Origin of the sequence: Pseudoalteromonas luteoviolacea H33-S (assembly GCF_001625695.1) — a bacterium.
Taxonomy (GTDB): Bacteria; Pseudomonadota; Gammaproteobacteria; order Enterobacterales; family Alteromonadaceae; genus Pseudoalteromonas; species Pseudoalteromonas luteoviolacea_B.
Map to the genome: position 1 here is coordinate 200,450 of NZ_AUXY01000035.1, position 24,234 is coordinate 224,683.

At 41.4% G+C, this 24,234-nt stretch carries 21 protein-coding genes; 15 read left to right on the forward strand and 6 right to left on the reverse strand.

The genetic code is table 11. The features are described 5' to 3' along the window. Positions 1–115 precede the first annotated feature (115 nt). The 5 genes from trmB (at position 116) to arcA (ending at position 5,075) form a co-directional block, all read left to right on the forward strand. The gene (gene trmB / locus N477_RS02690; RefSeq protein WP_063361160.1) at positions 116–841 is read left to right on the forward strand and encodes a tRNA (guanosine(46)-N7)-methyltransferase TrmB; all 726 of its coding nucleotides are present in this window, start codon (positions 116–118) and stop codon (positions 839–841) included. Between the two features lie 71 nt (positions 842–912). Further along, on the forward strand, positions 913–1,950 hold the full coding sequence (locus N477_RS02695) for a methyltransferase (protein WP_063361066.1): 1,038 nt from the start codon (positions 913–915) through the stop codon (positions 1,948–1,950). A gap of 145 nt (positions 1,951–2,095) precedes the next feature. Continuing rightward, the gene (locus N477_RS02700) at positions 2,096–3,715 is read left to right on the forward strand and encodes a sensor histidine kinase (protein WP_063361067.1); all 1,620 of its coding nucleotides are present in this window, start codon (positions 2,096–2,098) and stop codon (positions 3,713–3,715) included. Next, a complete protein-coding gene (locus N477_RS02705; protein WP_063361068.1) occupies positions 3,715–4,242 on the forward strand; it encodes a YfiR family protein in 528 nt (175 codons plus the stop codon). Before N477_RS02700 ends, N477_RS02705 begins: the two co-directional genes overlap by 1 nt. Before the next feature lie 107 nt (positions 4,243–4,349). Beyond that, positions 4,350–5,075, forward strand: coding sequence for a two-component system response regulator ArcA (arcA, locus tag N477_RS02710; protein ID WP_063361069.1), 726 nt, complete (start codon positions 4,350–4,352; stop codon positions 5,073–5,075). 4 nt (positions 5,076–5,079) lie between these two features. On the opposite strand, the gene arcB is transcribed toward arcA, so the two are convergent. Then, positions 5,080–7,407 (reverse strand): aerobic respiration two-component sensor histidine kinase ArcB, encoded by a 2,328-nt coding sequence (gene arcB, locus N477_RS02715; protein ID WP_063361070.1) that lies wholly within the window; start codon positions 7,405–7,407, stop codon positions 5,080–5,082. A gap of 262 nt (positions 7,408–7,669) precedes the next feature. On the opposite strand from arcB, the gene folE2 reads away from it, so the two are divergent. The 4 genes from folE2 (at position 7,670) to N477_RS02735 (ending at position 11,055) form a co-directional block, all read left to right on the forward strand. Then, on the forward strand, positions 7,670–8,590 hold the full coding sequence (gene folE2 / locus N477_RS02720) for a GTP cyclohydrolase FolE2 (RefSeq protein ID WP_063361071.1): 921 nt from the start codon (positions 7,670–7,672) through the stop codon (positions 8,588–8,590). A 104-nt stretch (positions 8,591–8,694) separates the two neighbouring features. After that, on the forward strand, positions 8,695–9,285 hold the full coding sequence (locus N477_RS02725; protein ID WP_063361072.1) for a DUF2726 domain-containing protein: 591 nt from the start codon (positions 8,695–8,697) through the stop codon (positions 9,283–9,285). A gap of 117 nt (positions 9,286–9,402) precedes the next feature. Next, positions 9,403–10,110: a 5'-methylthioadenosine/S-adenosylhomocysteine nucleosidase gene (mtnN, locus tag N477_RS02730; RefSeq protein ID WP_063361073.1), complete on the forward strand. Its 708-nt coding sequence runs from the start codon at positions 9,403–9,405 to the stop codon at positions 10,108–10,110. Beyond that, positions 10,111–11,055 carry a cobalamin biosynthesis protein CobD/CbiB gene (locus N477_RS02735; RefSeq protein ID WP_063361074.1) on the forward strand — a complete coding sequence of 315 codons (945 nt, stop codon included), beginning with the start codon at positions 10,111–10,113 and terminating at the stop codon, positions 11,053–11,055. Positions 11,056–11,093: 38 nt separating this feature from the next. Here N477_RS02735 and tyrS read toward each other — a convergent pair whose 3' ends face one another. Next, positions 11,094–12,293 carry a tyrosine--tRNA ligase gene (gene tyrS / locus N477_RS02740; protein WP_063361161.1) on the reverse strand — a complete coding sequence of 400 codons (1,200 nt, stop codon included), beginning with the start codon at positions 12,291–12,293 and terminating at the stop codon, positions 11,094–11,096. Between the two features lie 151 nt (positions 12,294–12,444). Here tyrS and N477_RS02745 point away from each other — a divergent pair, with 151 nt between their 5' ends. Then, complete coding sequence (locus N477_RS02745) at positions 12,445–13,782, forward strand: peptidoglycan DD-metalloendopeptidase family protein (protein WP_063361075.1); 1,338 nt, start codon at positions 12,445–12,447, stop codon at positions 13,780–13,782. Between the two features lie 59 nt (positions 13,783–13,841). Here the strand turns inward: N477_RS02745 and N477_RS02750 are convergent, their stop codons facing one another. Next, positions 13,842–14,765 carry a hypothetical protein gene (locus N477_RS02750; protein WP_063361076.1) on the reverse strand — a complete coding sequence of 308 codons (924 nt, stop codon included), beginning with the start codon at positions 14,763–14,765 and terminating at the stop codon, positions 13,842–13,844. 9 nt (positions 14,766–14,774) lie between these two features. Beyond that, entirely contained in the window at positions 14,775–16,145 is a 1,371-nt protein-coding gene (radA, locus tag N477_RS02755; RefSeq protein ID WP_039611945.1) for a DNA repair protein RadA, read from the reverse strand. A 140-nt stretch (positions 16,146–16,285) separates the two neighbouring features. Here radA and N477_RS02760 point away from each other — a divergent pair, with 140 nt between their 5' ends. Next, a complete protein-coding gene (locus N477_RS02760) occupies positions 16,286–18,784 on the forward strand; it encodes a PilZ domain-containing protein (protein WP_063361077.1) in 2,499 nt (832 codons plus the stop codon). A gap of 17 nt (positions 18,785–18,801) precedes the next feature. Here N477_RS02760 and ampE read toward each other — a convergent pair whose 3' ends face one another. Further along, the gene (gene ampE, locus N477_RS02765) at positions 18,802–19,686 is read right to left on the reverse strand and encodes a beta-lactamase regulator AmpE (RefSeq protein WP_063361078.1); all 885 of its coding nucleotides are present in this window, start codon (positions 19,684–19,686) and stop codon (positions 18,802–18,804) included. A 5-nt stretch (positions 19,687–19,691) separates the two neighbouring features. Beyond that, positions 19,692–20,279, reverse strand: a complete 588-nt coding sequence (ampD, locus tag N477_RS02770; protein WP_081216396.1) for a 1,6-anhydro-N-acetylmuramyl-L-alanine amidase AmpD — start codon at positions 20,277–20,279, stop codon at positions 19,692–19,694. Between the two features lie 142 nt (positions 20,280–20,421). Here ampD and nadC point away from each other — a divergent pair, with 142 nt between their 5' ends. The 4 genes from nadC to N477_RS02790 all read left to right on the forward strand — a co-directional run bounded on the left by nadC (position 20,422) and on the right by N477_RS02790 (position 24,233). Further along, on the forward strand, positions 20,422–21,261 hold the full coding sequence (gene nadC, locus N477_RS02775; RefSeq protein WP_063361079.1) for a carboxylating nicotinate-nucleotide diphosphorylase: 840 nt from the start codon (positions 20,422–20,424) through the stop codon (positions 21,259–21,261). 253 nt (positions 21,262–21,514) lie between these two features. Then, positions 21,515–21,988: a pilin gene (locus N477_RS02780; protein WP_063361080.1), complete on the forward strand. Its 474-nt coding sequence runs from the start codon at positions 21,515–21,517 to the stop codon at positions 21,986–21,988. Between the two features lie 82 nt (positions 21,989–22,070). Next, positions 22,071–23,306, forward strand: coding sequence for a type II secretion system F family protein (locus N477_RS02785; protein ID WP_063361081.1), 1,236 nt, complete (start codon positions 22,071–22,073; stop codon positions 23,304–23,306). A gap of 36 nt (positions 23,307–23,342) precedes the next feature. Beyond that, a complete protein-coding gene (locus N477_RS02790; RefSeq protein ID WP_063361082.1) occupies positions 23,343–24,233 on the forward strand; it encodes a prepilin peptidase in 891 nt (296 codons plus the stop codon). Position 24,234 lies beyond the last annotated feature (1 nt).

The window sequence follows — 24,234 nt, forward strand, 5'->3', positions numbered from 1 at the left end:
AATCTACTTGCTTCACGCGCCAGTGTAAGAAGGTTTTTAAAAACGTCAAGCACTTGTACTTATCGGCGTGAACAGGGATAATGTGCGCCCAATTTTTACACCGCAGATGATGACAATGAACGAATCGAGTAAACAAGCACTAGAGCAGGCTGAGCAAGAAGGTAAATACATCCGTAAAGTGCGCAGCTTTGTAAAACGTGAAGGTCGCCTAACTAAAGGTCAAGCAGCAGCGCTAGAAAAGTGCTGGCCAACTCTTGGACTTGAGCACAGCCAAGGCCTACTCAACTTCAGTGAAATATTTGGCAACGACAATGATGTAGTTGTAGAAATTGGCTTTGGTATGGGTAAATCACTAGTTGAGATGGCTAAAAATAACCCTGACCAAAACTTTATTGGTATTGAAGTTCACCGCCCAGGCGTTGGCGCTTGTCTAATGGAAGCCGATGAACATGGCCTAACTAATCTACGTGTTTATGAACACGATGCAGTAGAAGTGCTGGCTGATTGCATCCCTGATAGCAGCTTGAGTAAATTACAGCTCTTCTTCCCAGATCCTTGGCATAAAAAGCGTCACCACAAACGTCGTATTGTACAAACCGAATTTGCACAGAAGATCAGAGCTAAATTAAAAGTAGGCGGCGTCTTTCATATGGCAACTGATTGGGAAAACTATGCAGAGCATATGTTGGAAGTCATGCAACAAGCAGAAGGTTATAGTAACCAGTCTGAAAACAATGACTATGTACCTAGACCAGACTTTAGACCACTTACAAAGTTTGAACAACGCGGCCATCGACTGGGCCACGGAGTATGGGACCTAATGTTTGAGCGCACAGCCTAATAATGTTCTTCAAGGGGCTGTATTGCCCCTTTCATTTCATATCGATACTAGATAATTACCTGAGATACATAATGCAAAAACTATCAAACCCTAGCCTACTTTTACTTCGCAATGAAGAGGAACTCCATGGCGAAAAAGTTCTAGTTATTAATCATAACGATGATGGTTTTTTGTCTGAATTAGCCAAGGTCAATCCAACAGCGCAAATTTACGCTTTTAGTTATAACTTCGCCGATCACCTTGCTGCCACCAAATATCAAAACGTGACCAGCTTTGTTAACCATAGCTTGCCTAATATAGATAACTTAGATTTGGTGATTTATTACTATCCAAAATCTAAGCCTGAGGCAAATATGATGTTAACTAACATTAGGGCCAACCTTGGGAAAGCGACTCGGTTACTCGTTGTTGGAGAAAATAAAGGCGGTGTTAAATCGGTTGAAAAGCAACTTAAACCATATGCACAAGCTAGTTATAAATTAGACAGCGCTAAACATTGTATCTTATACGAATTCAACGATCTTATAGCAGAAGACAGCTTTGATATTGCCAATTACCACCATACTTTCAACGTTAAAGTAGCAGAGCAAAACTTTGATGCTATTAGCGTGCCTGGCGTCTTTAATCATGGCAAGCTTGATATTGGTACAGAGTTACTGCTTAACCATTTAACAATACCAAACAAAGGTGATGTACTCGATTTTGGCTGTGGCGCTGGTTTGATAGCAACCTTCATGTTAAATGCGCAACCCAATTTATCCCTGTACTGCTTAGATGTCAGTGCACTGGCACTTTATGCCAGTGAGCAAACTCTAAAACTAAATGGGCACAATGGACAGTTCATCCTGAGCGATGGACTAACGCAAGTAACAACTAAATTTGATATGATTGTCAGCAATCCTCCATTTCACACTGGCCTGAGCACAGATTACAGCATCGCTGAGACGTTTTTAGCAAATGCAAAGCATATGATGAAAAAAGGCGCTAATTTACAGATCGTTGCCAATAGTTTTTTAAAATATCCCCCTATCATAGAGCAGCACTTTGCGCACTTTAAAACAGAAATTAAAAATACCAAGTTCGCGGTATATCAGGCACAGAAAGTATAAAACTCTGCTATATCTGCTAACCAAATGTGCCTTCAATTTAAATGTTAGCGATAAGTTCAAGGGAATTGTCTGCTTTTTTGTTAACTTACTTAACTAAGCTGCTAAACTAAGGTTAGCTGTTAAGAGGTCCACTTATGAGCGCACAATGGGAAAACACGCAACAAAAACAAGTATAAGAAAAGTTTTGATAAGTGCTGTTATGTTAGTAACAGCTTTGTCGCTCTCACTCTCCATATCTATTTCAACCTACCTAGATGTTAAAGAGCAAAAAAAGCTGATCGTAAATAAGCTGCAAATGATTGCTGAAATCATCGCTTTTAACGCCCAGATCACCCTTATTTTTGATGACAGAAAGACAGAAGAAAAACGCCTCAAATCCTTTAACAAAGTTGAATTGGTTAAAAACATTCATATTTATGCAATTGATGATGTGACCAACAAGCCAGTCTTTTTTACCAGTTACAATGCGAGTAAAACACCACCAGTACCACTGAAAGTAAACGAAATTGAAGCATTAAAAGAGCCGAAGGTATCGACAGACTACGTTGAGCTGATCATTCCTGTTGAATACGAAGGAAAAGTCGAGGGGTATGTCTACGTAAGAGGCGGCTTGGAGCGACTATCACAATATATAAATCAAAAGATACTCGTCGACATTGCGTTAACTCTCATCGTACTCATATTGGTATTATTCGTTGCACGTGCAATCCAAAAGCGCATTGCCAATCCAATAGACTCGCTATCGATAATGCTGCAAGACGTTTCTAAAAACCATAATTATTCAGCAAGGGCAACAAAAAGCGATATTGAAGAGGTTAACATGTTGGCAAATAACCTCAATATTATGCTCGCGCGGACACAAAACCAACTTGCACGTCATCAAGCTGACAAGCTTGAAATAAAGCAGCTCAATCAAAACTTAGAAGAAAAGGTTAATCAACGGACTATCGCCCTCAGAGAGGCAAACCAAGAGCTTCTGAATACATTAGAGCGAATGCATCAGTATCAAAATCAAATTGTTGAAAATGAAAAAATGGCTTCGCTTGGCCAAATGGTCGCAGGCGTTGCCCACGAGGTAAATACGCCTATTGGCCTAGGAGTCACTGGCTCAACACTACTACGAGATAAGCTTGCGGATATAAATGCAGCTTTTGAGCAAAAAACCTTAACATCAAAGCAATTAGAACGTTTTATTCATGATGGTATTGAGAATTTAGATTTAATCTACCGTAATTTAAATCGCGCTGCAGAACTTATCTCAAGCTTTAAAAAGGTTGCGGTCAGCCAAGATGTAGAAGTCAGTTCAGAAGTTAATATCAACAAACTTTTCCAGGCTATTGTGAGCAGCATGCGCGCAGAAATCGACATAAAAAATGTCACTTGGCAACTCTCTTGCTCTGAAAAACTGACCGTTAGAACCAAAGCTGGTTTGCTGCAACAGGTTTTTGAGCAACTATTATCTAACTCACTTATTCATGGTTTTTTAGATTTAAAAGACAACCAAATTCACATTTATGTTGAGCAACATAGCCAATCTTTAGAAATTATCTACCAAGATAATGGCGTTGGCGTATCTAACGCAGTAAAAAAACGTATCTTCGATCCATTTGTCACCACCAAACGTGGAGAAGGCGGCAGTGGGTTGGGCATGCACCTAGTTTATAATTTAATCACGCAAGCTTTAGGTGGAACTATAACCCTTTCTGATGATATTAAAAAAGGTACTAAGTTTATTATAACCCTGCCTCTAAAAGGGGTAATTTAATGAAATTAATGTACCTAATAGCTACATTTATTTTTATTTTTTGTAGTTTAAATGTTGACGCAAAATCACCTCATGAAATTCGTTCAGCTTTTTTATATCAAATGGCAAAGTTAATCGATTTTCCAGAACAAAAAAATAAGCAAGTAACCCGATTTTGCTTTTATGATTTAACTCATGGACCAGGTGCTATTTTAAATAAAAATAATAACTTAAAAATACGTGGTAAACCGATAGATATAATAAAAGTTAATATTTCCGACCCGTTTAGGGAACTTTCCAAGCGCTGCGATATCACATACATTGATGAAACAATGGAAGATGATATACTATCCACTTGGACCGATACAATTACCTTAAATATGGTGACTGTAGGCGAAAGTATCGAATTTTTAGAAGGGGGTGGGATTGCTTCCTTGGTCCAAGAAGGGAGTAAAATTCGGTTATATATTAACAGGCAAGAAGTTGCACAACACAATTTTAAAGTGCTCTCTCGACTACTCGCAGTTTCTAAGTTCTATCCTAACTGATTTTACTTGTTAACAATTGAATATACTCCTATAATCGTTAACATTCGGTTTTATTATATAACACCGAAGTTTTTGTAAATAAAACATTCCGAAAAGGTTAATTAATAATGCAAACGCCAGTCATTCTAATTGTTGAGGATGAAGACGTAACTCGACTGAACCTCGTTAGTTTATTTGAAGCCGAAGGTCATAAGGTAATTGAAGCCATTGATGGCGATGATATGCATGAAAAATTGACAGCAAACGACGATGTCAACTGTGTAATCATGGATATAAACCTTCCTGGTAGAAACGGCTTAATCTTAGCTCGTGAGTTACGCCAGAAAAAAAATGTAGGCTTAATTTTCTTAACAGGTCGTGATAACGATGTCGATAGAATCTTAGGTTTAGAGATCGGTGCTGATGACTACGTCACAAAACCGTTCAACCCTCGTGAACTAACTATTCGTGTACGTAACTTAATTTCACGTACAGGTTCAACACCAGAAGAGTCGGCTATCGACAGCAATGGTGTTATCACTTTCAACGGGTGGGAACTTGATGAAAACAGTCGCTGTTTGACTTCACCAACAGGTGAATCTAAGCGCCTACCAAAAGGTGAGTATAGAGCTCTTCGCTTAATGCTTGACTCTCCGGGTCGCATTTTCAGCCGCGAACAGCTTATCAAGCACATGACAGGGCGTGAGCTACGTGCAAACGATCGTACTGTTGATGTTACTATTCGTCGTATTCGTAAGCACTTCGAAACTGACAGTAACACACCTGAGCTTATCAGCACAATTCATGGTGAAGGCTACCGTTTCATCGGTAAAATCGATAGCACTCAACCATAGTTCGCTAAGAGTTTTCAGCGAGTTTTGCAATTAATGAGTGAAGGGCAGCCTGCCCTTCTCTTATTAATTCTTCCAATTCTTCTACCCAAAGTTCACGTACTTCACCAGCCACAGCTTCACATTCAGTCTCCATGACCTTGGCATGTTGTTGAACAGACTTGAGGCCAACAGATCCCGCAGCGCCTTTTAATTTATGTGCGACCGAACCGTACTCAGCCACATCTCCCTCTTTATTTGCTTCTTTTAACTCATCGCAATATGTAGGGTTAAGCTTAGCAAAAAGCTCACAGCTGCGTTTGAAGGTATCGACTCCCATTGAGGCAACGAAGTCAGTGATCGTTTCTATATCCAGCAAGTTTCGCTCTATTTCTAACACTTCGATCGTATTCTGTTGCTGTGTATTGGCATCGTCTTTGACACTATCTATGCCAAATAGCTCAGCCAACATTTTATCAAGCTTAGTGGTGTTGATTGGCTTTGCCAGCGCCCCTTGAATACTGATCCCCTGTAGCTCTTGCTCAGCACTGCGGACATTAGCAGTTAAAGCCACGATAGGCAGCGCATCAAAATGACTATCCGCGCGGATCTGTCTTGCTACTTCGTCGCCATTCAAGTCAGGCAATTGCATATCTAATAAAATGAGATCCAAATCATCTTCTGTCTGTACCAGTGATAACGCATCTTCACCAGTCTCAGCCCAGATGACCTCATGCCCGCGTTGCTCTAAAAGGTTTGTGGCAATTTCAGCGTTAAGCGGAACATCTTCAACGAGCAGTATATATAGCTCTCTTCCGGCATAACTTTGCTGATTTGGCGCAGCACATAGCTCTAAGGGGATTTCAACATCAAAACGACTCCCCTGACCAGGCAAGCTGCTAACGGTTATAGAGCCTTTCATAGCCTGGACGAGCGCCTTGGTTACCGCCAAACCAATACCAGAACCAATCGCATTATTACCTTCTGTATCTGGTGCCTTATAATACATATCAAAGATCTTATCTTGCTGCTCAGCTGATATACCAACCCCAGTATCAATAATGCTCATAGATAGCCAAGGTCCACTTTCGCGATTTTCTCTACGACACTCTAAGGTCACATTACCACGGTGTGTAAACTTCACAGCGTTATTGATAAGATTCCATAATACTTGACGTAATCGAGTTGGATCTAAAAGCGCATAGACATCCAAAACGCCTGATCGTTGGATCTTAAATTCCAACCCTTTTTGTCCAGCGATCAAATCTGAGAAGTTAACTACATCATTGATAAAATCAGAGACATTAATGCTGTCAGTCGCAATATCTAATTGCTCTCTATCAATCTTATCTAAATCAATAATGTCATTAAAAATATTCCCAAGCGTTTCCGCGCTCGAAAAGACAGTATTACACCAACTTTTTTGCTGCTGCGTCAGCTCAGTATCTAGTAGCATTCTAGTCAAGCCAACAATACCATTGAGTGGCGTTCTAAGCTCATGACTCAAAGTGGCGATAAACTTTCCTTTATCCTTATAGGCTGTTTCTAACGCTTGTTCTGCTTCTTTACGGCTTGTTATATCACGTCCAAATGCAAGCAAGCCGATATATTCTCCCTCATTGTTGATAAAAGGAAGTTTTCGCATTTCAAACCAGCGGTTTTCATCCCTTACAGGGTACTCAACATCCAAAGACAGCGTTTGCTGAGTTGCACTCACTTGCGTATCAGTTTCAAGCACTTTAGGCGTTACTTGATCGGCAAATATTTCGTCTGCTGTTTTACCAATTAACCCTTCACTATCTATGCCGATGACTTGTTCAAACTTCTTATTACACCCAGCGAAAACACCATGCTCATCTCGGTAATAAAATAAATCTGGAGAGGAGTCTACAATTGACCTTAGTAACATACTTTGCTGCGCAAGCTCTTGCTCAGCTTTACGCCGTTCTGTTATCTCATTTCTTAGTTCTGCGATTGCACGATGCTTGGCATGTAGAGCCATTTTTCGCTCGTCGATTTCATTGTTAAGGCGATTAATATTATCTTTTAAAGTCTGATTCAAAAGTTTTTCCTGCTGTGTAGCAGACTCTAAGTATTCCTTTGAGCTTTCCAATTGACGGATGGCAAATACAGCAACAGATATCAGTAATGGCGAAGTAAGCGCAGCAAACACAACGACAGAGAGCACATTCACAAGTGTTACTGAACCTAATGCCACATAAAAGAACATACAGGATAAAACCAATGACGCGACCAGAACGAGTACATAAGCAATGGCACCCGCTTTTCGCTCACCGTATTTTCGAACCAAATTAGAAAGAATTCGAGTCCAAGACCCGAATGAAGAATCAAGCATAATAATAGTCACCTTGTTAACGCCGCTATTATACCTCAGCTGAGCACATATGCGAGCAACCTAGGAGAGTAACTTTGTTGAAAAGTCTCAGATGCTTAGCAAAAAACTGAACACAATTAACCTTACAAAAAATGTGATAATGTATCAAATACTGCACGATATATGACATTTTCTTTATTCAAAATGAGAATATCCACAGAAAAAAAACTCGTTTTAGTGTAATATAAAAGCATTTTTGATGTCGTGATTAAAGAGAGTTTAAATGCCAACTTCAATGCCGGACATTGCGCACAGTGCAGATGCGCTGCAAACAGGAACTTTAGAATGGGTAGGAATGGGGGATATCGAGCTCCCACTGCAGTTAGCGAGTAAAGACCTCAATGAGATCCCAGTTAATGCTAAGGCCGATGCCTTTGTCAGTTTAGACAAGCCTGATGCAAAGGGCATTCATATGTCTCGGTTGTTTTTAGCTTTAGATACACTTTCTTGTGAACAAACACTGACACCAACTACATTAGCAGCTGTGCTTGACCAGTTTGTGACAACGCATAAAGATCTCAGTAATGCGGCAAAAGTTGTCCTTAATTTCGAGCTGCCTTTGCGCAGAGCCTCATTATTAAGCGGCAAACAAGGCTGGAAAAGCTATCCTGTGACTATCACTGCCACCATGAAAGAGCAAGCGCTTAGCATTGAACTGGCCGTTGATGTCACCTATTCATCCACTTGCCCTTGCTCTGCAGCACTAGCAAGGCAGCTTATCCAAAATGCATTTGAGGAAAAGTTTGCTGGTCAACCACTGGACCATGAAAGTGTGCATGCTTGGCTTGGTACTACTGAGGGGATCCTTGCCACACCACACTCACAACGCTCTATTGCTAATATCAAAGTACAACTACCAGCTGATGTAAAAGAGTTTGATATTAAGGGCTTAATTGACATTGCAGAACAAGAACTTAAAACGCCTGTTCAAGCGGCAGTTAAAAGAGAAGACGAACAAGAGTTTGCAAGACTAAATGGTCAAAACTTAATGTTTTGTGAGGACGCAGCGAGAAAGCTCAAAGCACTGCTTGATAAGCAAGACTACAGAGATTTTTACGTCAAAATTAATCACTACGAATCACTGCATGCACACGATGCAGTTGCCTATGCAGTCAAAGGCGTCGAGCAAGGTTACATAGCTTAACCATCTAACTGGCGTTAAATATCGTTTTTAACGCCACCTTATCACTTTCGGCACACTCTTTGCTTATAAATTATCAAAGTCAAATTGTTGTCGTGGAGTGATTTATGGAATTAACACTTTTAGCTATTTTAGCGCTCGTAGTTATTGCCTCTATCGTAATTTCTAAATATACCGACGTGGGTGGCAATCCTTATCCGTTTAATCGAAAAGAGTCGGTTTTTACTACTGTCGAAGCGTCTTTTTTACAACTTCTCGAACGCGCAGTCGGTGATAGGTACAAAATTGTTAGCCGAGTAAAATTGGTTGATGTAATTGAATGCAAGCCTGGTCTATCTAAAAAAGCACGCCGTTCTGCAATTACAAAAGCACAGAACAAGCAACTGGACTATGTCCTAGTCGACAAAAGTACTTTAAATATTGTTGCAGCTGTAGATCTGGTAAACAATTCAAATAAAAATGGCCACAAGGCACAAAAAGACTGGTTTGTCAGTGGTGCATTAGAGTCTGCAGGCATCCCGCACATTAGGATGAAGATAAAGTCTGGCTATAAAAGCCCTGAGGTGCGTGCAGCTATCTTATTTAAACTAGGTCAAAAACCTGACAAGACCAAACCAGTACGCAATCGTAACAACAAACCTGCTGTTCTATCTCCATCTCAAGCAAAAGCAGCTAGTACACAGCTTGCTGAAATCTAACCCCCTAATCGCTGCTGGATATTTCAGCAGCGACTTTCATTGTTTTACAACCAATATAATGCTTTCAAAATAAGAATGTATATAATGAGCAATAAATAAAATACAAAGAGATTAATTATGAAGATTGGCATTATCGGTGCGATGGAGCAAGAAGTTACAATTTTACGTAACACCATGCAATCTCCTAAAACACTTACAAAAGGTGGGTTCACATTTTATACTGGTGAACTTGGTGGTCATGAAGTAACGCTTGTACAATCAGGCATAGGTAAAGTAGCCGCGACAGTAGCAACAACATTACTTATCGACAACTTTGAACCTGATTGTGTCATTAATACAGGTTCTGCCGGTGGTTTTGAGCCTTCTTTGAATGTTGGTGATGTAGTGATCTCAAGCGAAGTTCGTCATCATGATGTTGACGTCACTGCATTTGGCTATGAAATGGGACAAGTACCACAAATGCCAGCAGGCTTTGCAGCGCATCCTGCGCTAATCAAAGCATCTGAAGCAAGCATTCATGCTTTGGGTGATATTCAAACCATGGTTGGTCAAATTTGTACCGGTGATTCATTTATGTGCGACCCAGTGCGCATTGAAAAAACCCGCCAAGACTTCCCAAACATGCTTGCCGTGGAAATGGAAGGCGCAGCAATTGCACAAGCATGTCACGTACTAAATACGCCATTTGTTGTGATCCGCTCACTGTCTGATATTGCAGGCAAAGAGTCACCGCAGTCTTTTGATGAATATTTAGAAGTTGCTTCTGTGAACTCTTCAAAATTAGTTGTCGCTTTACTTGAAGAGCTACAACAGGTAACTCTGTAAGTGACACTTGCTTTATTGCAAGCCCAAGAGGGCTTGCTTATCTTTTGCCTAGCTACCTTATGTGCATTTGGCTTAAAACTATCTAAACTCTATCACCCTAATACGGTGTTTTCTCTGCTTGCAAGTAATCTAGCGAAACGCGTAGTACGGCAAAAAAATTCTGACGCTCACCACACCCTCAGCGGCGTACTGGCCTGCTCCTTACCCATTATTACGCTTGTCGTTTTACTCTATGCTTTGTCATATATTTCTTTTTACCCTCAATGGTTTGGCGGGCTCATCTTATTTTTGTGCCTAGATACTCACTTTGAAGGACGCGCCAAACGTATAGCAAAGCTTTTATCTCTAGGCCAAAAGGGCTCTGCAAAGCAACTCTTAACCAGTATAGTCAATAGAGATACAGACAAACTCTCTGAGGTCGGGATAATTAAAGCCAGCCTAGATTCTCTGGCACTAAATACAGTACGCCACTTTTATCTGATCCTCATTTTTTATATTGTTGCGGGGCCCTACCTTGCTTTAGTTTACAAACTTTTATTGCTATGCGACCACAGTTGGCGACAACAGCTCAGCATACAGCACCCGTTTATGCGACCTGTACAACGCGTAATCTATATTTTAGAATGGCTGCCACTTCGCGGCTTTACCCTTATCATGGCGCTCACACAAAACCTCTCGAAGACAAATCACTATCTAAAGCACTATGCACAGCATTATGCGAATAAAAACTCAGGATGGGTACTCGCATTATTTTCAGCCAACTTAAATGTTCAGCTTGCGGGGCCGAGGTTCTACAACCATGAGCGTTTTGACAACATCCGAATTGGTAGTGATAGACAGCCTGAGATAAATGATATACAGCAAATGATTAAGCTGCTGGGCAGTATACGGTTGTTTTGGTTGGGGTTGACAGTTTTAATTTGGTTTGCAATTAATTTGATATAACCAAGTAGCAGCCGCTACTTGGTTATCTAGCCTGACAGTTAGTTTACCGTTACTTTAGCAAACTTGCGTTTACCAACTTGGTAAATCTCACAGCTGCCTTTAGCGATTTCTAACTTCGTATCAGTGATTTTCTCTTCACCATTAAGCTTCACCGCACCTTGTTTGATCATACGCATGGCTTCTGACGTACTCGCCACAAGACCTGCTTCTTTTAATAGATTAGCGATAAATGTGGTGTCGCCTTCGATGCTAATTGATACCTCAGGGATATCGTCTGGCAATGCATTCTTCTGGAAACGCTTAATGAAATCCTGATGAGCAGCTTGCGCGTCTTCTTCACTATGAAAGCGAGCAATCATTTCTTTTGCGAAATCAATTTTGATATCACGTGGGTTACGACCAGCTGTCACTTCTTCTTTTAACGCTTCAATCTCTGACAAAGACTTAGCACTTAATAGCTCATAGTAACGCCACATTAAATCATCAGAAATCGACATGACTTTACCAAACATTTCCGTTGGTGCATCTGTGATACCAATATAGTTGCCTAGAGATTTTGACATCTTTTGCACACCATCAGTACCTTCAAGCAGAGGCATCATCAGAACTGTTTGCGGCTTTTGACCTTCTTCTTTTTGTAACTCTCGGCCCATCAATAGGTTAAAGCGTTGATCCGTACCACCAAGCTCAACATCCGCTTCTAATGCAACAGAATCCCAACCCTGAACAAGTGGGTATAAGAATTCATGGATAGCAATTGCCTGACCGCCAGCATAACGCTTTTTAAAATCATCACGCTCTAGCATACGAGCCACAGTTTGACGTGATGCAAGCTTAATCATGTCCGCACTGCTCAATTTCTCCATCCACTGAGAATTGAACGCGACCGTCGTTTTTTCAGGATTTAAAATTTTAAATACCTGCTCTTTATACGTTTCTGCATTAGCAAGTACGTCTTCACGAGTAAGTGGCTTACGAGTGACATTTTTACCAGTTGGGTCACCAATCATGCCGGTAAAATCACCAATTAAAAAAATGACCTCATGACCTAAATCTTGGAAAGTTTTTAATTTATTAATTAGTACTGTGTGGCCTAAATGCAAATCAGGCGCTGTTGGATCAAATCCTGCCTTAATACGCAGCTTTTTCCCTGACTTTAATTTCTCTTTCAGTTCATCTTCAATCAATATGTCTTCTGCACCGCGCTTAATTTCAGCAAATGCAGTTTCAATGTCCACCATTATCACTCCAACACAATATTCAGTTTATCGCTCGATTCTAGCCTATATTGCACGGAGTTTAAATGCACAAAATACTGGTATTAACGCTTTATTACGTATATGCTGCACTATTATTCATAAAATTTCTTGACAGCGAAAAAGGCACGTTATGGTACCTGCAGTAAATAAGCTTCCCAAAAAACACAAAATGCTTATTGTCGGCTTGCTAGCTGCGATGGTTGGGATAGCCTTGCTGCCCTCAGAAAAAGCCACTGCATCTAAAGATCATAAAGATGATGCATTGGAAGTTGGCAAGCGTTATGAACTTCCAATCAAAGTTGAAGAACAACAGCCTGAGCAATTAACGACGCTAAGCGCTGAGATTAAAAAGCCTGAAAAGCAAGAAAGCACAACAACTTACGATTACGCAGATCATAAAGTACGCTCGGGTGATAGCCTCGCTGTTTTATTTAAACGCGCAGGATATTCAGCCCAGACTCTACATAACTTAGTTAATACCAATGAAGAAACTCGCAAACTGACCAAAATCCACCCTGGTGAAACACTCAGCTTTGCAAGTGATGCACAGGGCAACCTTGCTCAACTCAAATACGTGTTATCAAAAACGGATACGCTTTACGTCACCCGTAACGAAAGCGGCCAGTACGCGACGCAAATTACCAGTAAAGAAATTGAAACTCGTGAAAAAACGGCAGGCGGAAAGATCCGCTCAAGCTTTTGGACTGCGGGTATTTCAGCAGGCCTAACACAAAGACAAATCATGAACTTTGCCAATATCTTTGGTTGGGATGTCGACTTTGCCAACGATATTCGTAAAGGCGACTCTTTTACGTTGGTATATGAATCTCACTATGTGGATGGTGAAGAAATTGGCAATGGAAAAATCATCGCCGCAGAATTTATGAACCAAGGTGACCGCTACACGGCTATTAGGCATACTAATGGTGAGTTTTACACACCTGAAGGCCGCAGTATGAAAAAAGCCTTCTTGCGCGCACCAGTGAATTTTAAATATATCAGTTCTAATTTTAACCCTCGCAGGCTACACCCTGTTACCAAGCAGGTACGCCCTCACAGAGGCATTGATTACGCAGCAAAAGTAGGTACCCCAGTAGTCGCAGCGGGTAATGGTCGCGTAACCAAAGCTGGCTTTAACCGCCTTAACGGTAATTATGTGTTTATTGAGCATGGTAGCCAATACACGACTAAGTATCTTCACTTGCATAAGCTACATGTAAAGTCTGGACAAAAAGTTAAACAGGGACAAAAAATTGGTACTGTGGGTGCGACAGGCCGTGTAACAGGCCCTCATTTACATTATGAATTTTTGGTTGACGGTACACACCGCAATCCAAGAACGGTTAAATTACCGAAGTCATTACCACTGCCTAAGCAAGAGCTTGCTAAGTTTAAACCACTTGCTGAACAGATGCTGGTTAGACTAGAGCGTAAACGAGAGCTCATGCTTGCTCTAAATGACAAGTAAACAAAGTTAAAACACAAAAAAGGCGAGGTATACCTCGCCTTTTTGCTTTTCGCGATTTGTTATCTTCCCACAATTTTCAGCTTAAGAAACTCTTCTAGCGCTTGTGGATTGCCAGCAAGTGGCTGAAGCTGCATCCCCAATTGCATAAAGCTGGTGTCCTCTGGAAATTGCATGCTGATCTCTAACAACGAAAGCCCAGCAACAAATGACTGGATCGCCTGCTTGGCATTTTCACTTGCAGGCACATGTGCCAATTGCATCGCAAGCGTTGCTTTAAGTTGCTCATGGTCTAAACCATTTTTCATTAATAATTCATCAACTAACGCTTTGAGCTCACCTTCATTTTTTAATGAAAAAGACATATCTACGGGTTGCAACGACTGCAATGCACTGAGCATTTTACTCTGCATTTGTAATTCGGCTTCCAATGACATCTCACCTTGGCTATGCATCTGCTGAATATCAGTTTGTAAATCCATTAAGTCTTTACTATTTGATAAAGCAATATCCATCGCAAAATTCACGACTTGGTCAGCTGACACGGCAAAATCAAATTGACTGTCGCCCGTGCTCTCCTCATAACGCATAGTCGAATTCAAATTGTATTTCGCATTGAGCAACGTACTGGGCATTACGGGGGCGGAAACCGATTTTAATTCGCGAGCCAAAGACAAGCCTGTGATTTGTAACTCTGTTAATGGGCTCACTTTTCCTTCTTCGTAGCCCTTAAGAGAAAAGCGCTCAATATCAATTAATGCGTGCTCACCGTCTTGCTCTTTAAACGAGATGTTTTCCAATACAACGGTATTGCTAAGCAAACTGTAATCAACATTTTGATAGTTTACTGCAAAGCCTGTTTGCTCTGAGAACTGCTTTACTTGCTGTGCCACAACATCGCTGGCAGTTTTGTTTGCATACCAGTTAACACCAATCACACCACCTGCAACCGCAAGTGCTACACCTGTGAGAGCCGCTTTATTCATAGTAATTCCTTAAAATAGCGCTTGTAATGCATCGTTTAAGCTGGAAACACCAATCACTTCCATACCTTCGATATCTTCTTTCGGTTTATTAGCGACTGGTACAATAGCACGTTTAAAGCCATGTTTCGCCGCTTCTCTTAACCTTTCTTGACCACTTGGCACAGGGCGGATCTCACCACCTAAGCCAACTTCGCCAAATACGACTAGCTGCTTATCCAATGCATAATTTTTAAAACTCGAGACCAATGCCGTGATCAAGGCTAAATCAGCACTTGTTTCATTCACTTTTACACCGCCTACAACATTGACGAAAACATCTTGATCTGCAACCTGCAAGCCGCCATGACGATGCAAAACAGCCAGTAGCATGGCTAGACGGTTTTGTTCTAAACCAACGGTGACACGCCTTGGATTAGCCAGCTGAGAGTAATCAACCAGTGCTTGCACCTCAACCAACAGCGGCCGAGTACCTTCCCAAATCACCATAACCAACGAGCCCGGTGTTTGCTCCTCACCTCGGTTTAAGAATATAGCCGACGGGTTATTGACTTCTTTGAGGCCCTGCCCCGTCATTGCAAAAACCCCAAGCTCATTCACCGCACCAAAGCGGTTTTTATTCCCACGCAATGTCCGAAAACGACTATCGCTGCTGCCTTCAAGTAATATTGAACAGTCAATGCAGTGCTCTAGCACTTTAGGCCCAGCCAGTGTGCCATCTTTGGTTACATGGCCAACCATAATGATTGCCACTTGGTTTTGCTTCGCAAAGCGCGTTAGATAAGCTGCACTTTCTCGTACTTGAGAGACACTACCCGGCGCTGACTGTACATCAGTCATATGCATAACCTGAATAGAGTCAATTACCATGATGGCTGGCTTCTCTCTCAATGCTAACTGACAGATCGTTTCAACATTGGTCTCCGCCAGTGTTTTCAATTTATCTGTAGGCAGCCCTAAACGCTTTGCCCGCATCGCAACTTGCTGCAATGATTCTTCACCAGTGACATATAACGTTGGCATCGACTGCGCCAACAAACACATCGTCTGCAATAACAGTGTACTTTTACCGGCCCCAGGCTCACCACCAATTAAGATGGCACTGCCAGGCACTACCCCGCCACCTAAAACGCGATCAAACTCTTTAAAACCCGTTGAAAATCTTGGTAAAGATTCTAGGTTTACTTCATCTAATGTCTGTATTTTTGCTTCTACAACGCCTGCATAACCAGTGGTCCCAGCACTGCGTGGCGCAGCTTTCACAGAAGGGACACGAAACTCTGTTACTGTGTTCCAGGCCTTACATTCAGAACATTGCCCTTGCCAACGAGCAAATTCCGCTCCACAATCACTACATACAAATGCGGTTTTCTTTTTTCCCATATAAATCAAGGCATAGTTATTGCTTAAATGGAAAACCCAGTTAAGCTTATAAGTTAAGAATGTAGCTATACTGACATAAAATTGGCGAAGGCTGAAATAATAACAAAGAGACATTGTCTACGGACAAACTGCGAACGGCTATGAGTGAAGATAAACTAGAATTACATCAAGACCTTATTAATGACCTAAAAGGAGATTTAGGCGATCCAAATTTTGATTTTATCTTCAAACAAAAAACATCTCATCTGAGCAAACCAGATCAATTTTTACTAAAAATGGAGATGACGCGTCTCTCACAACCCGTTGCGCGCTTCATTGATTTACGTGGGCAAGTATCAGGAGATGTTAAACCCTACGAACATGACGGCAAACAGCACTTCATGGATGACCTAGCGATCAGCGTATTTGAACGCGAAGTGGCTCAGCATGGGGGCTATACAATGGCGGTCTATGAAGCCGTCATGCATACTGACAACAATTACAAAGTCATGCAAAAGAATGCGCAGGAACAAGAAGATGTAAAGCCTGAAGTCGTTTATGAGCATGAAGCACAATTGATCCGCTTCGCGTCTTATGAAAGCCGCATAGAAGAGCGCATGAACTACTCAATCAAAATCACGGTTGAGTTGAAAAGCGGCACCACTATTCCCGCAAGTACTTCAGATATTTCGTTAAGCGGTGCCAAAATAAAGCTGGGTAAAAATTATCATGTACAGGCTAAAAATGTAATCACGCTTCGTCTAGTTGGGTTAGAACAAGATTTCGAACTAGGATTGAAAGAAGGTATTCAATATGAGGTCGTCGCAGTAGAAGAGTCTAATGCGGATTACAATTACGTCCGCTTAAAGCGAACTTTCGTCGAAAATAACTCTGGGTTTGATGAGTTTTTAGAAAGCTTTATTCATGGTAACAAACGACGCTACAAAATTAATTTAGACAACACCATGGACGCGGTGGTGTGCAAAGGTTATGAGCAATATTACTTACCCAGAGTAAGCTCGCTGTTTGTCTTTTTTAGTCGTATCAATAATATGCTTTTACCTAGCATGACGCTCACCAACGAAAACAATGCGTTTATTAACTATTACTTTGAGGACGAACGCAAAACCTCTTGCTTGTATAGCGTATTTAACAATAAACGCTTACAAAAGATGCTATTACAATCGGCACCTGTGAAAGAGGCTTATTGTTATACATTTACCCATTCAAATAGCGGTAAAATATACTTCTATTCGGCATTTGATTGGGAACTAGATCAGCAACCTGAACTGAAAAACTTATTCTTGGGATTTGGCAGCGAAAAAGAAAGTTGGCGTGTTTTTAAAATACAACTCATGCCCAGCCACCATGAAGATGCATTTATTCCATTATCTTTGCCAAAAAGTGCAGGGAAAAACGTTGAGAAGCTCAACAAGCGCCCGCCTCCTCGCGCTCAAGGTATGATTCAGCCTGTGCACCATTTGATGCTAATTACAGAAATTACCACCGCTGAACACAAATCACATTGCAATAAATTATCCTATCCTCAGGAGAGCATTAATCGCTTAAAAGAGTTTGGTCACGGCAAATCGAAAAACCCACCTCATCTAGAAAAAGTCGCTTTAGAATACGTCAACCTTAGATCTCACAAACGATTTTTATACCGCACAGGTGTCACCTTACACATCTCAGACACACTCTCCGTGAGCGGGAATACCAGAGATTTTTCCGTCATGGGGCTGCAAATTGAAGTCGAACAAGTTGTTGACGTGACAAAGGGCGATCTTGTTACGCTGGACTTGCCTGATCTGCAAAAAATCACCAAGCAACATGTCTTGTCTGGTCTGCGATATGAAATTATGGCAGTTAGTAAGTCCAAAACCATTATTAATCTCAAGGTAAAGCAGGTCGCGGGGGTCACACACACCGCAATGGAGTTTTTCACCGCATTAATTGAAAACAATAAAGATAAACTGCAGCCAAGCGAAGAAGCTCCTAAAATACCAGGACTCTCTACAGCTTTGAGAAATATGGTTACAAAAAGCATATGCCAGCTTCCCTTATATTTGCATAAAAAGTCATCTCACATGGAAATTGGCGCTGTGGGACACGGCTTATACCCGTCACCACTGCACAATATCTTGCTTCCTCATTTGGCACACCATAACGGTCAAGAACTACTCTTCCCTGATAAGCTGTTCCCAAGTAACTATGTTGCAGATCCTCTAAGCGAGCTTTTAAGAGAAAAGTCACGTCAAGATAAACCACTCAGATTTACCCTTTTCATTCATTTTGATGAAAAGCAAATCAATGAACCAAATCATGGGGTTAAATCTCAATGTATTCCTTTTGGAGAGCCAATTGAGCAACTGTTTTTATTTGCTAAAAAAGCGCTTAAAAATGGCATGTTGTTTATTTGCCACCTGTATGTCTCCAAGACCGGCAGACCTGATATGGACCATTTAGCCAATGAACTACGTTATGTGAGTCACTATGCTCTGCACAAAGCCAAAGGGTTGGAAGAAGCACTGTGGTCTGTTAATGGTGTGTGTGATGTCGTCGATGTGACGGATGTGATGATGCCAGTATTGGACTTGGAACCACATCTCATTGAAAAAATGCAGCAGCGCAAAAAAGAATGGCTGACTAAACACTTTTAGTCAGCCATGTCTCAAAATTAATTGAGTCCAGCGAATAGGGTCAACGCAGCGACTAAGAACAAGTAAAACAGTACATTGCGCTTAACAAGACGCATCATACAAGCGGCTTCATAGGTGCAGCCAAAGTATTGCTGTTCGATTTGCTCAGCCGCTAATGCCGTTTCGGTTACCACTTTGCGATTGCAAGTTTTAAAATCTAACAAGTATTTGAGCCAACTGCCCGTGCCTTTTGAGAAGTTGCCAATAATCAGATAACCAAACCCAGCAAGGCGAGCTGGTAACCAATTAAAACAATGAAATAACAAAGAAAAACGCTGTGCATGGGGTGACATCAGTTCGATGCATCTTTTGTCGCTGTCTGTAGGTTCACCGTTAACTTCGTCTCTTAGCACCTCAACGACCGCACGGGTAACTGCGTACATAATTGCGCCTGGTGCACCAAGCAGCACAAACCAAAACATCACCGCACAATAGTGTGTAAAGTTAATCCATGCCAATGTCTGGCCAAACGTTTCCCCATTGGGTTCATCTTCTGTTCTAGTCTGCCCCATCTTTAAGGCATACAAGGTTGCCGCTTCATTGTCATCTCGAGCAAGGGCATTAAGATACCCTTTATATGATTTACGGTATTTTGCGCAGCCAAAACACACCAATAAGACCATAACATTGAGTGCCAACTGCCATAAAACAAAATCAGACAAACTATATATAAATGCGACTAACAATGCAGGTAACATCAGCCACAGTACAGCGCCAATACTCGATTTAAATAACCAAGCACCCGCGCCTTTTTGATAACTCAGTGATTGATAATGCGCCAAATAGTAGTCAATCTGCCAACGCGTTGACTTGGCACCCAAGCGCTCAATGATCAATGCCACTAATATCGAAATTAATATCATGATTTTTACTCTATTACTCTTAATTCACGTTGTAATAAATTTAAATAGTACTGCCAATCAAATGCCTCACCGGGGTCGGTTTTGCGTGTCGGGGCAATATCACAATGTCCGACAATGCGCTGAGGCGTTATCTTTGGAAATTGCGTCATGATAGATTGGCTCACTTTTACCAATGCTTCATATTGTGCTTGGGTATACGGAATGCTATCTGTCCCTTCTAACTCAATCCCAATACTAAAATCATTACACCTTTGGCGCCCATCAAAACTCGACCCCCCCGCATGCCATGCTCTTTTCGAAAAGGGTACATATTGATTAACCGAACCATCTCTGCGAATAAAGCAATGCGCTGAAACACGAACCCCTTCTAAAGACGCAAAGCTTTCGTGCGCGTGACAATTAATACTCCCCATAAACAAATCATCAACGAAAGAAGTGCCAAAATGACCTGCTGGTAGGGAAATATTATGAATGACTAATAAATCAATATCACAATTAACGGGTCGCTCATCATAATGCGGTGAAAGCCTCTGATTGGCATAATTAAGCCATTGGTGTTGATTTTCCATATAAAAATTAATTTTAAATTGCATCGCATCTACCATAACAAGAATTTCTTCCAAGCACTATGGCAAATTTATTTTGCAAAACTATACAGACTTTTGTTAAAGAAAATTGTTTCATTGCGTTAATCAAAGTAGAATTTAAGGTAGTAAAAACAATGATGATCTACCTATGCAATCAGAACTTATTTCGCAACTTGTTAAAAGTGCACTCGATGAAGACCTTAACCATCAAACCGCTGCACAAGGTGATATCACCGCAGCATTAATTCCTGAACAACAGCAAGCTAATGCTTATGTGATCACCAGAGAAGACTGTGTATTTTGTGGTAAAGACCTTATTTTAGAAGTCTTTAAACAGGTAGATCCGAGCGTTAAAGTCACTGTTTTAGTCAATGATGGCGATGTATTAAAAGCAAACTCACGTATTTTTACCGCAACGGGATCTGCTCGCGCAATTTTGACCGCAGAGCGTACCGCTTTGAACTTTGTCCAAACCCTCTCTGGCACAGCAACAACCACAGCGCACTATGTCAAAGCGCTTGATGGCAGCCACACGCAGCTACTCGATACCAGAAAAACCATCCCAGGTTTAAGAGCATTACAAAAGTATGCGGTTACCTGTGGTGGCGGTAAAAACCATCGTATCGGTTTATTTGACGCCTTCTTAATTAAAGAAAATCACATTGCCGCATGTGGTGGTATTGATAAAGCTGTCGCACAGGCTAAAAGTACACACCCTGATAAGCCTGTCGAAGTGGAAGTGGAAAACCTAGATGAGCTTGAACAGGCCTTAAATGCAGGTAGTGACATCATTATGCTGGACAATTTTACCGTTGAGGACATTCAAAACGCCGTTAGACTAACCTCAGGTAGAGCAAAACTAGAAGTGTCGGGTAATATGACATTAGATATTTTGGCGCAGTATGCACAAGCAGGCGTCGATTATATTTCAAGTGGCGCGCTGACTAAGCACGTGCAGAGCATCGATTTATCAATGCGCTTTGAATAATATAATCGAGCATGTAATGTAAATGTAACTAAATGTGTCAATTAGATATTGACATTTATTTACAAAACTTTTTTAATAAAAAAGAATTAAATTAGTGATATAGATTAATTCTTTACAATTACAAAAAGTACATACTGCATTTAGCCTGTACTTTAAATTAAGTCAAATTAGGCCAATGCCATTAAACTAATTTAAAAAATCCTGGTGTAAGTAAACACGGCCACCGGGTCTAACATCCCTTAGGAGACACATCATGACGCAACAACGACAGGGTGGTTTTACCCTTATAGAACTAATGATTGTAATTGCAATCATCGGTATTTTAGCAGCAGTAGCCCTGCCAGCTTACACAGATTATGTTAACCGGGCAAAAGTCACTGAAATGCTAGCATCTTCTACCATGCCAAAAGCATGTATAGAAGAAAGAGCACAGCTGGCGACAGCACCTGGAACATGTGACGATATTTCCGATAAATCAAAAAGCACTTATGTTGCATCAATAGCTGTAAGTGCTGTGGGTAAAATCACGATCGCGGGAGCTAGTGATTTAGCAGACATCACATTGACGTTAACACCAAATTCAGCAGCAAGTACAGAAGCTGATGCAGACGATTTCACTGCGGGCTTTTCCATTCACTCTTGGGATTGTGCTGCAACCTACACAGGTAGTACAGTAAATCCGAATTGGTTCCCTGCGACATGCTCGGCATCAGCAGCAACTAACTAGCGGCTAAACTTAACAAGGTTTACCACGCTTATGGGTCTGGCTTTTTCGCCAGCCCCTTTTTTCATTTTATGAAACAGGTTTTATGGCTCTCTCCTCTAAAGATAATTCAGCAAAAATAGATACCTTTGTCTGGGTAGGTGTCAGTGCCCGTGGCAAAAAGCTCGAAGGCGAGATGACCGGTACCAGTGTTGCTCTCGTCAAAGCCCAATTGCGTAAACAAGGCATTACTCCCTCAAAAGTAAAACGCAAGCCAAAGCCCCTGTTTGGCATGAAGAGCGTACAAAAGATTACCGCAAAAGATATCTCGATTGTGACTCGGCAAATTGCGACCATGCTGACAGCGGGTGTGTCTTTGGTACAATCTCTGGATATGATTGCCTCTGGTGCAAAAAATAAGAGTGTCAGCAAGCTCGTCGGCTCTATTGCTGATGAAGTCAAAGCGGGGCAGCCTTTAGCAAAAAGCTTACGTGCCCATCCACGTTATTTTGATGAATTATATTGTGATTTGATTCAATCTGGTGAGCAATCAGGTGCCTTGGACCGGATTTTTGACCGCGTCGCCCTCTATAAAGAAAAAGCAGAAGCGTTAAAATCAAAAATCAAAAAAGCCATGTTTTACCCTGTCGCGGTCATCACTGTGGCATTAATTGTCACCTCTATCCTACTCATTTTTGTGGTACCGCAGTTTGAAGACATCTTCAACGGATTTGGTGCTGAGCTCCCTGCATTTACACGTTTAGTGATCAGTATTTCAGAGTTTATGCAGGAGTATTGGTGGATCATGTTAATCGCCATTGGCGGTGGCGGATACATATATAAAGAGATGCTCATTCGCAATAAAAACGTCAAACACGCCAACGACCGCATGATTTTGCGACTCCCAGTGATTGGCGAAATCTTAAGAAAAGCTGCCGTTGCACGATATGCGCGCACGCTTTCAACGACCTTTGCAGCAGGTGTTCCCCTCGTCGATGCACTTGATTCGGCAGCTGGTGCCGCTGGTAATGTAATATATAAAAACGCCATTTTAGATATTAAAGGTGAAGTCAGCTCAGGTAATCAAATGAACTGGGCGATGCGTAACTCTAAAATCTTCCCAGATATGGTGGTACAAATGGTTGCCATTGGTGAAGAGTCTGGCGCACTTGATAGCATGCTTGGCAAGGTAGCCAGTATTTATGAACAAGAAGTGGATGATGCTGTTGATGGCTTATCTACCTTGCTTGAGCCTCTCATTATGGCCATACTAGGCGTTTTAGTAGGTGGTTTAATCATCGCCATGTACCTACCTATATTCCAATTAGGTAGCGTTATCTAATCAAACTCACTGTTTAACAATAATAAGAGTATTCCTATGCAAGATGTTTGGCATTTAATGCAGCAACAACCTTGGTTTTTTTTGTTGTCGGTTGGCTTAGTAAGCACCTGTATTGGCAGCTTTTTAAATGTCGTCATTTATCGCCTTCCAGTCATGATGGAAACCGAGTGGAAAACCGAATGTAAGGTCATTCTTGGGCAGCACGAGTCCGATGACAACAGTGCACAAGCCAACTCTAAATCATTTAATTTAATCACCCCAAGGTCGACCTGCCCCAGTTGTAACACGCAAATTAAAGTACAGCACAATATTCCAATACTGAGCTGGCTATTTTTAAAAGGCCGCTGTGCATACTGCGATACGCCGATTTCAGTGAGATACCCAAGTATAGAAATGCTGACTGCCATCTCTTCACTGTGGGTCGCTTGGCATTTTGGTGCCACTTCTATCTCGCTGTTATATATCCTTATCACTTGGGGCTTGATTGCGCTGATCTTCATTGATATTGATAAAATGTTGCTCCCAGATCAAATCACCCAGCCCATGTTGTGGCTCGCCTTATTAAGTGCTGCTCTGGGTTATACCATAGCCCCTGTCGACGCTTTATGGGGCGCAGCCCTCGGGTACTTAAGTTTATGGAGTGTGTACTGGCTCTTTAAATTACTCACCGGTAAAGAAGGTATGGGTTATGGCGACTTTAAACTGTTGGCCATTTTTGGTGCGTTACTTGGCTGGGAAGCAATTATTACCATTATTTTGCTTTCTAGTGTCGTCGGTGCTGTTATAGGCAGCGTTCAATTAAGTTTGCAAGGCAAAAACAAAGCCACCCCTATTCCATTTGGACCTTACTTAGCCATTGCTGGTTGGTTATGTCTATTTTATGGTGAATCGTTAAAAATCTGGTACTTGAATTTATTAGGGGTATAAC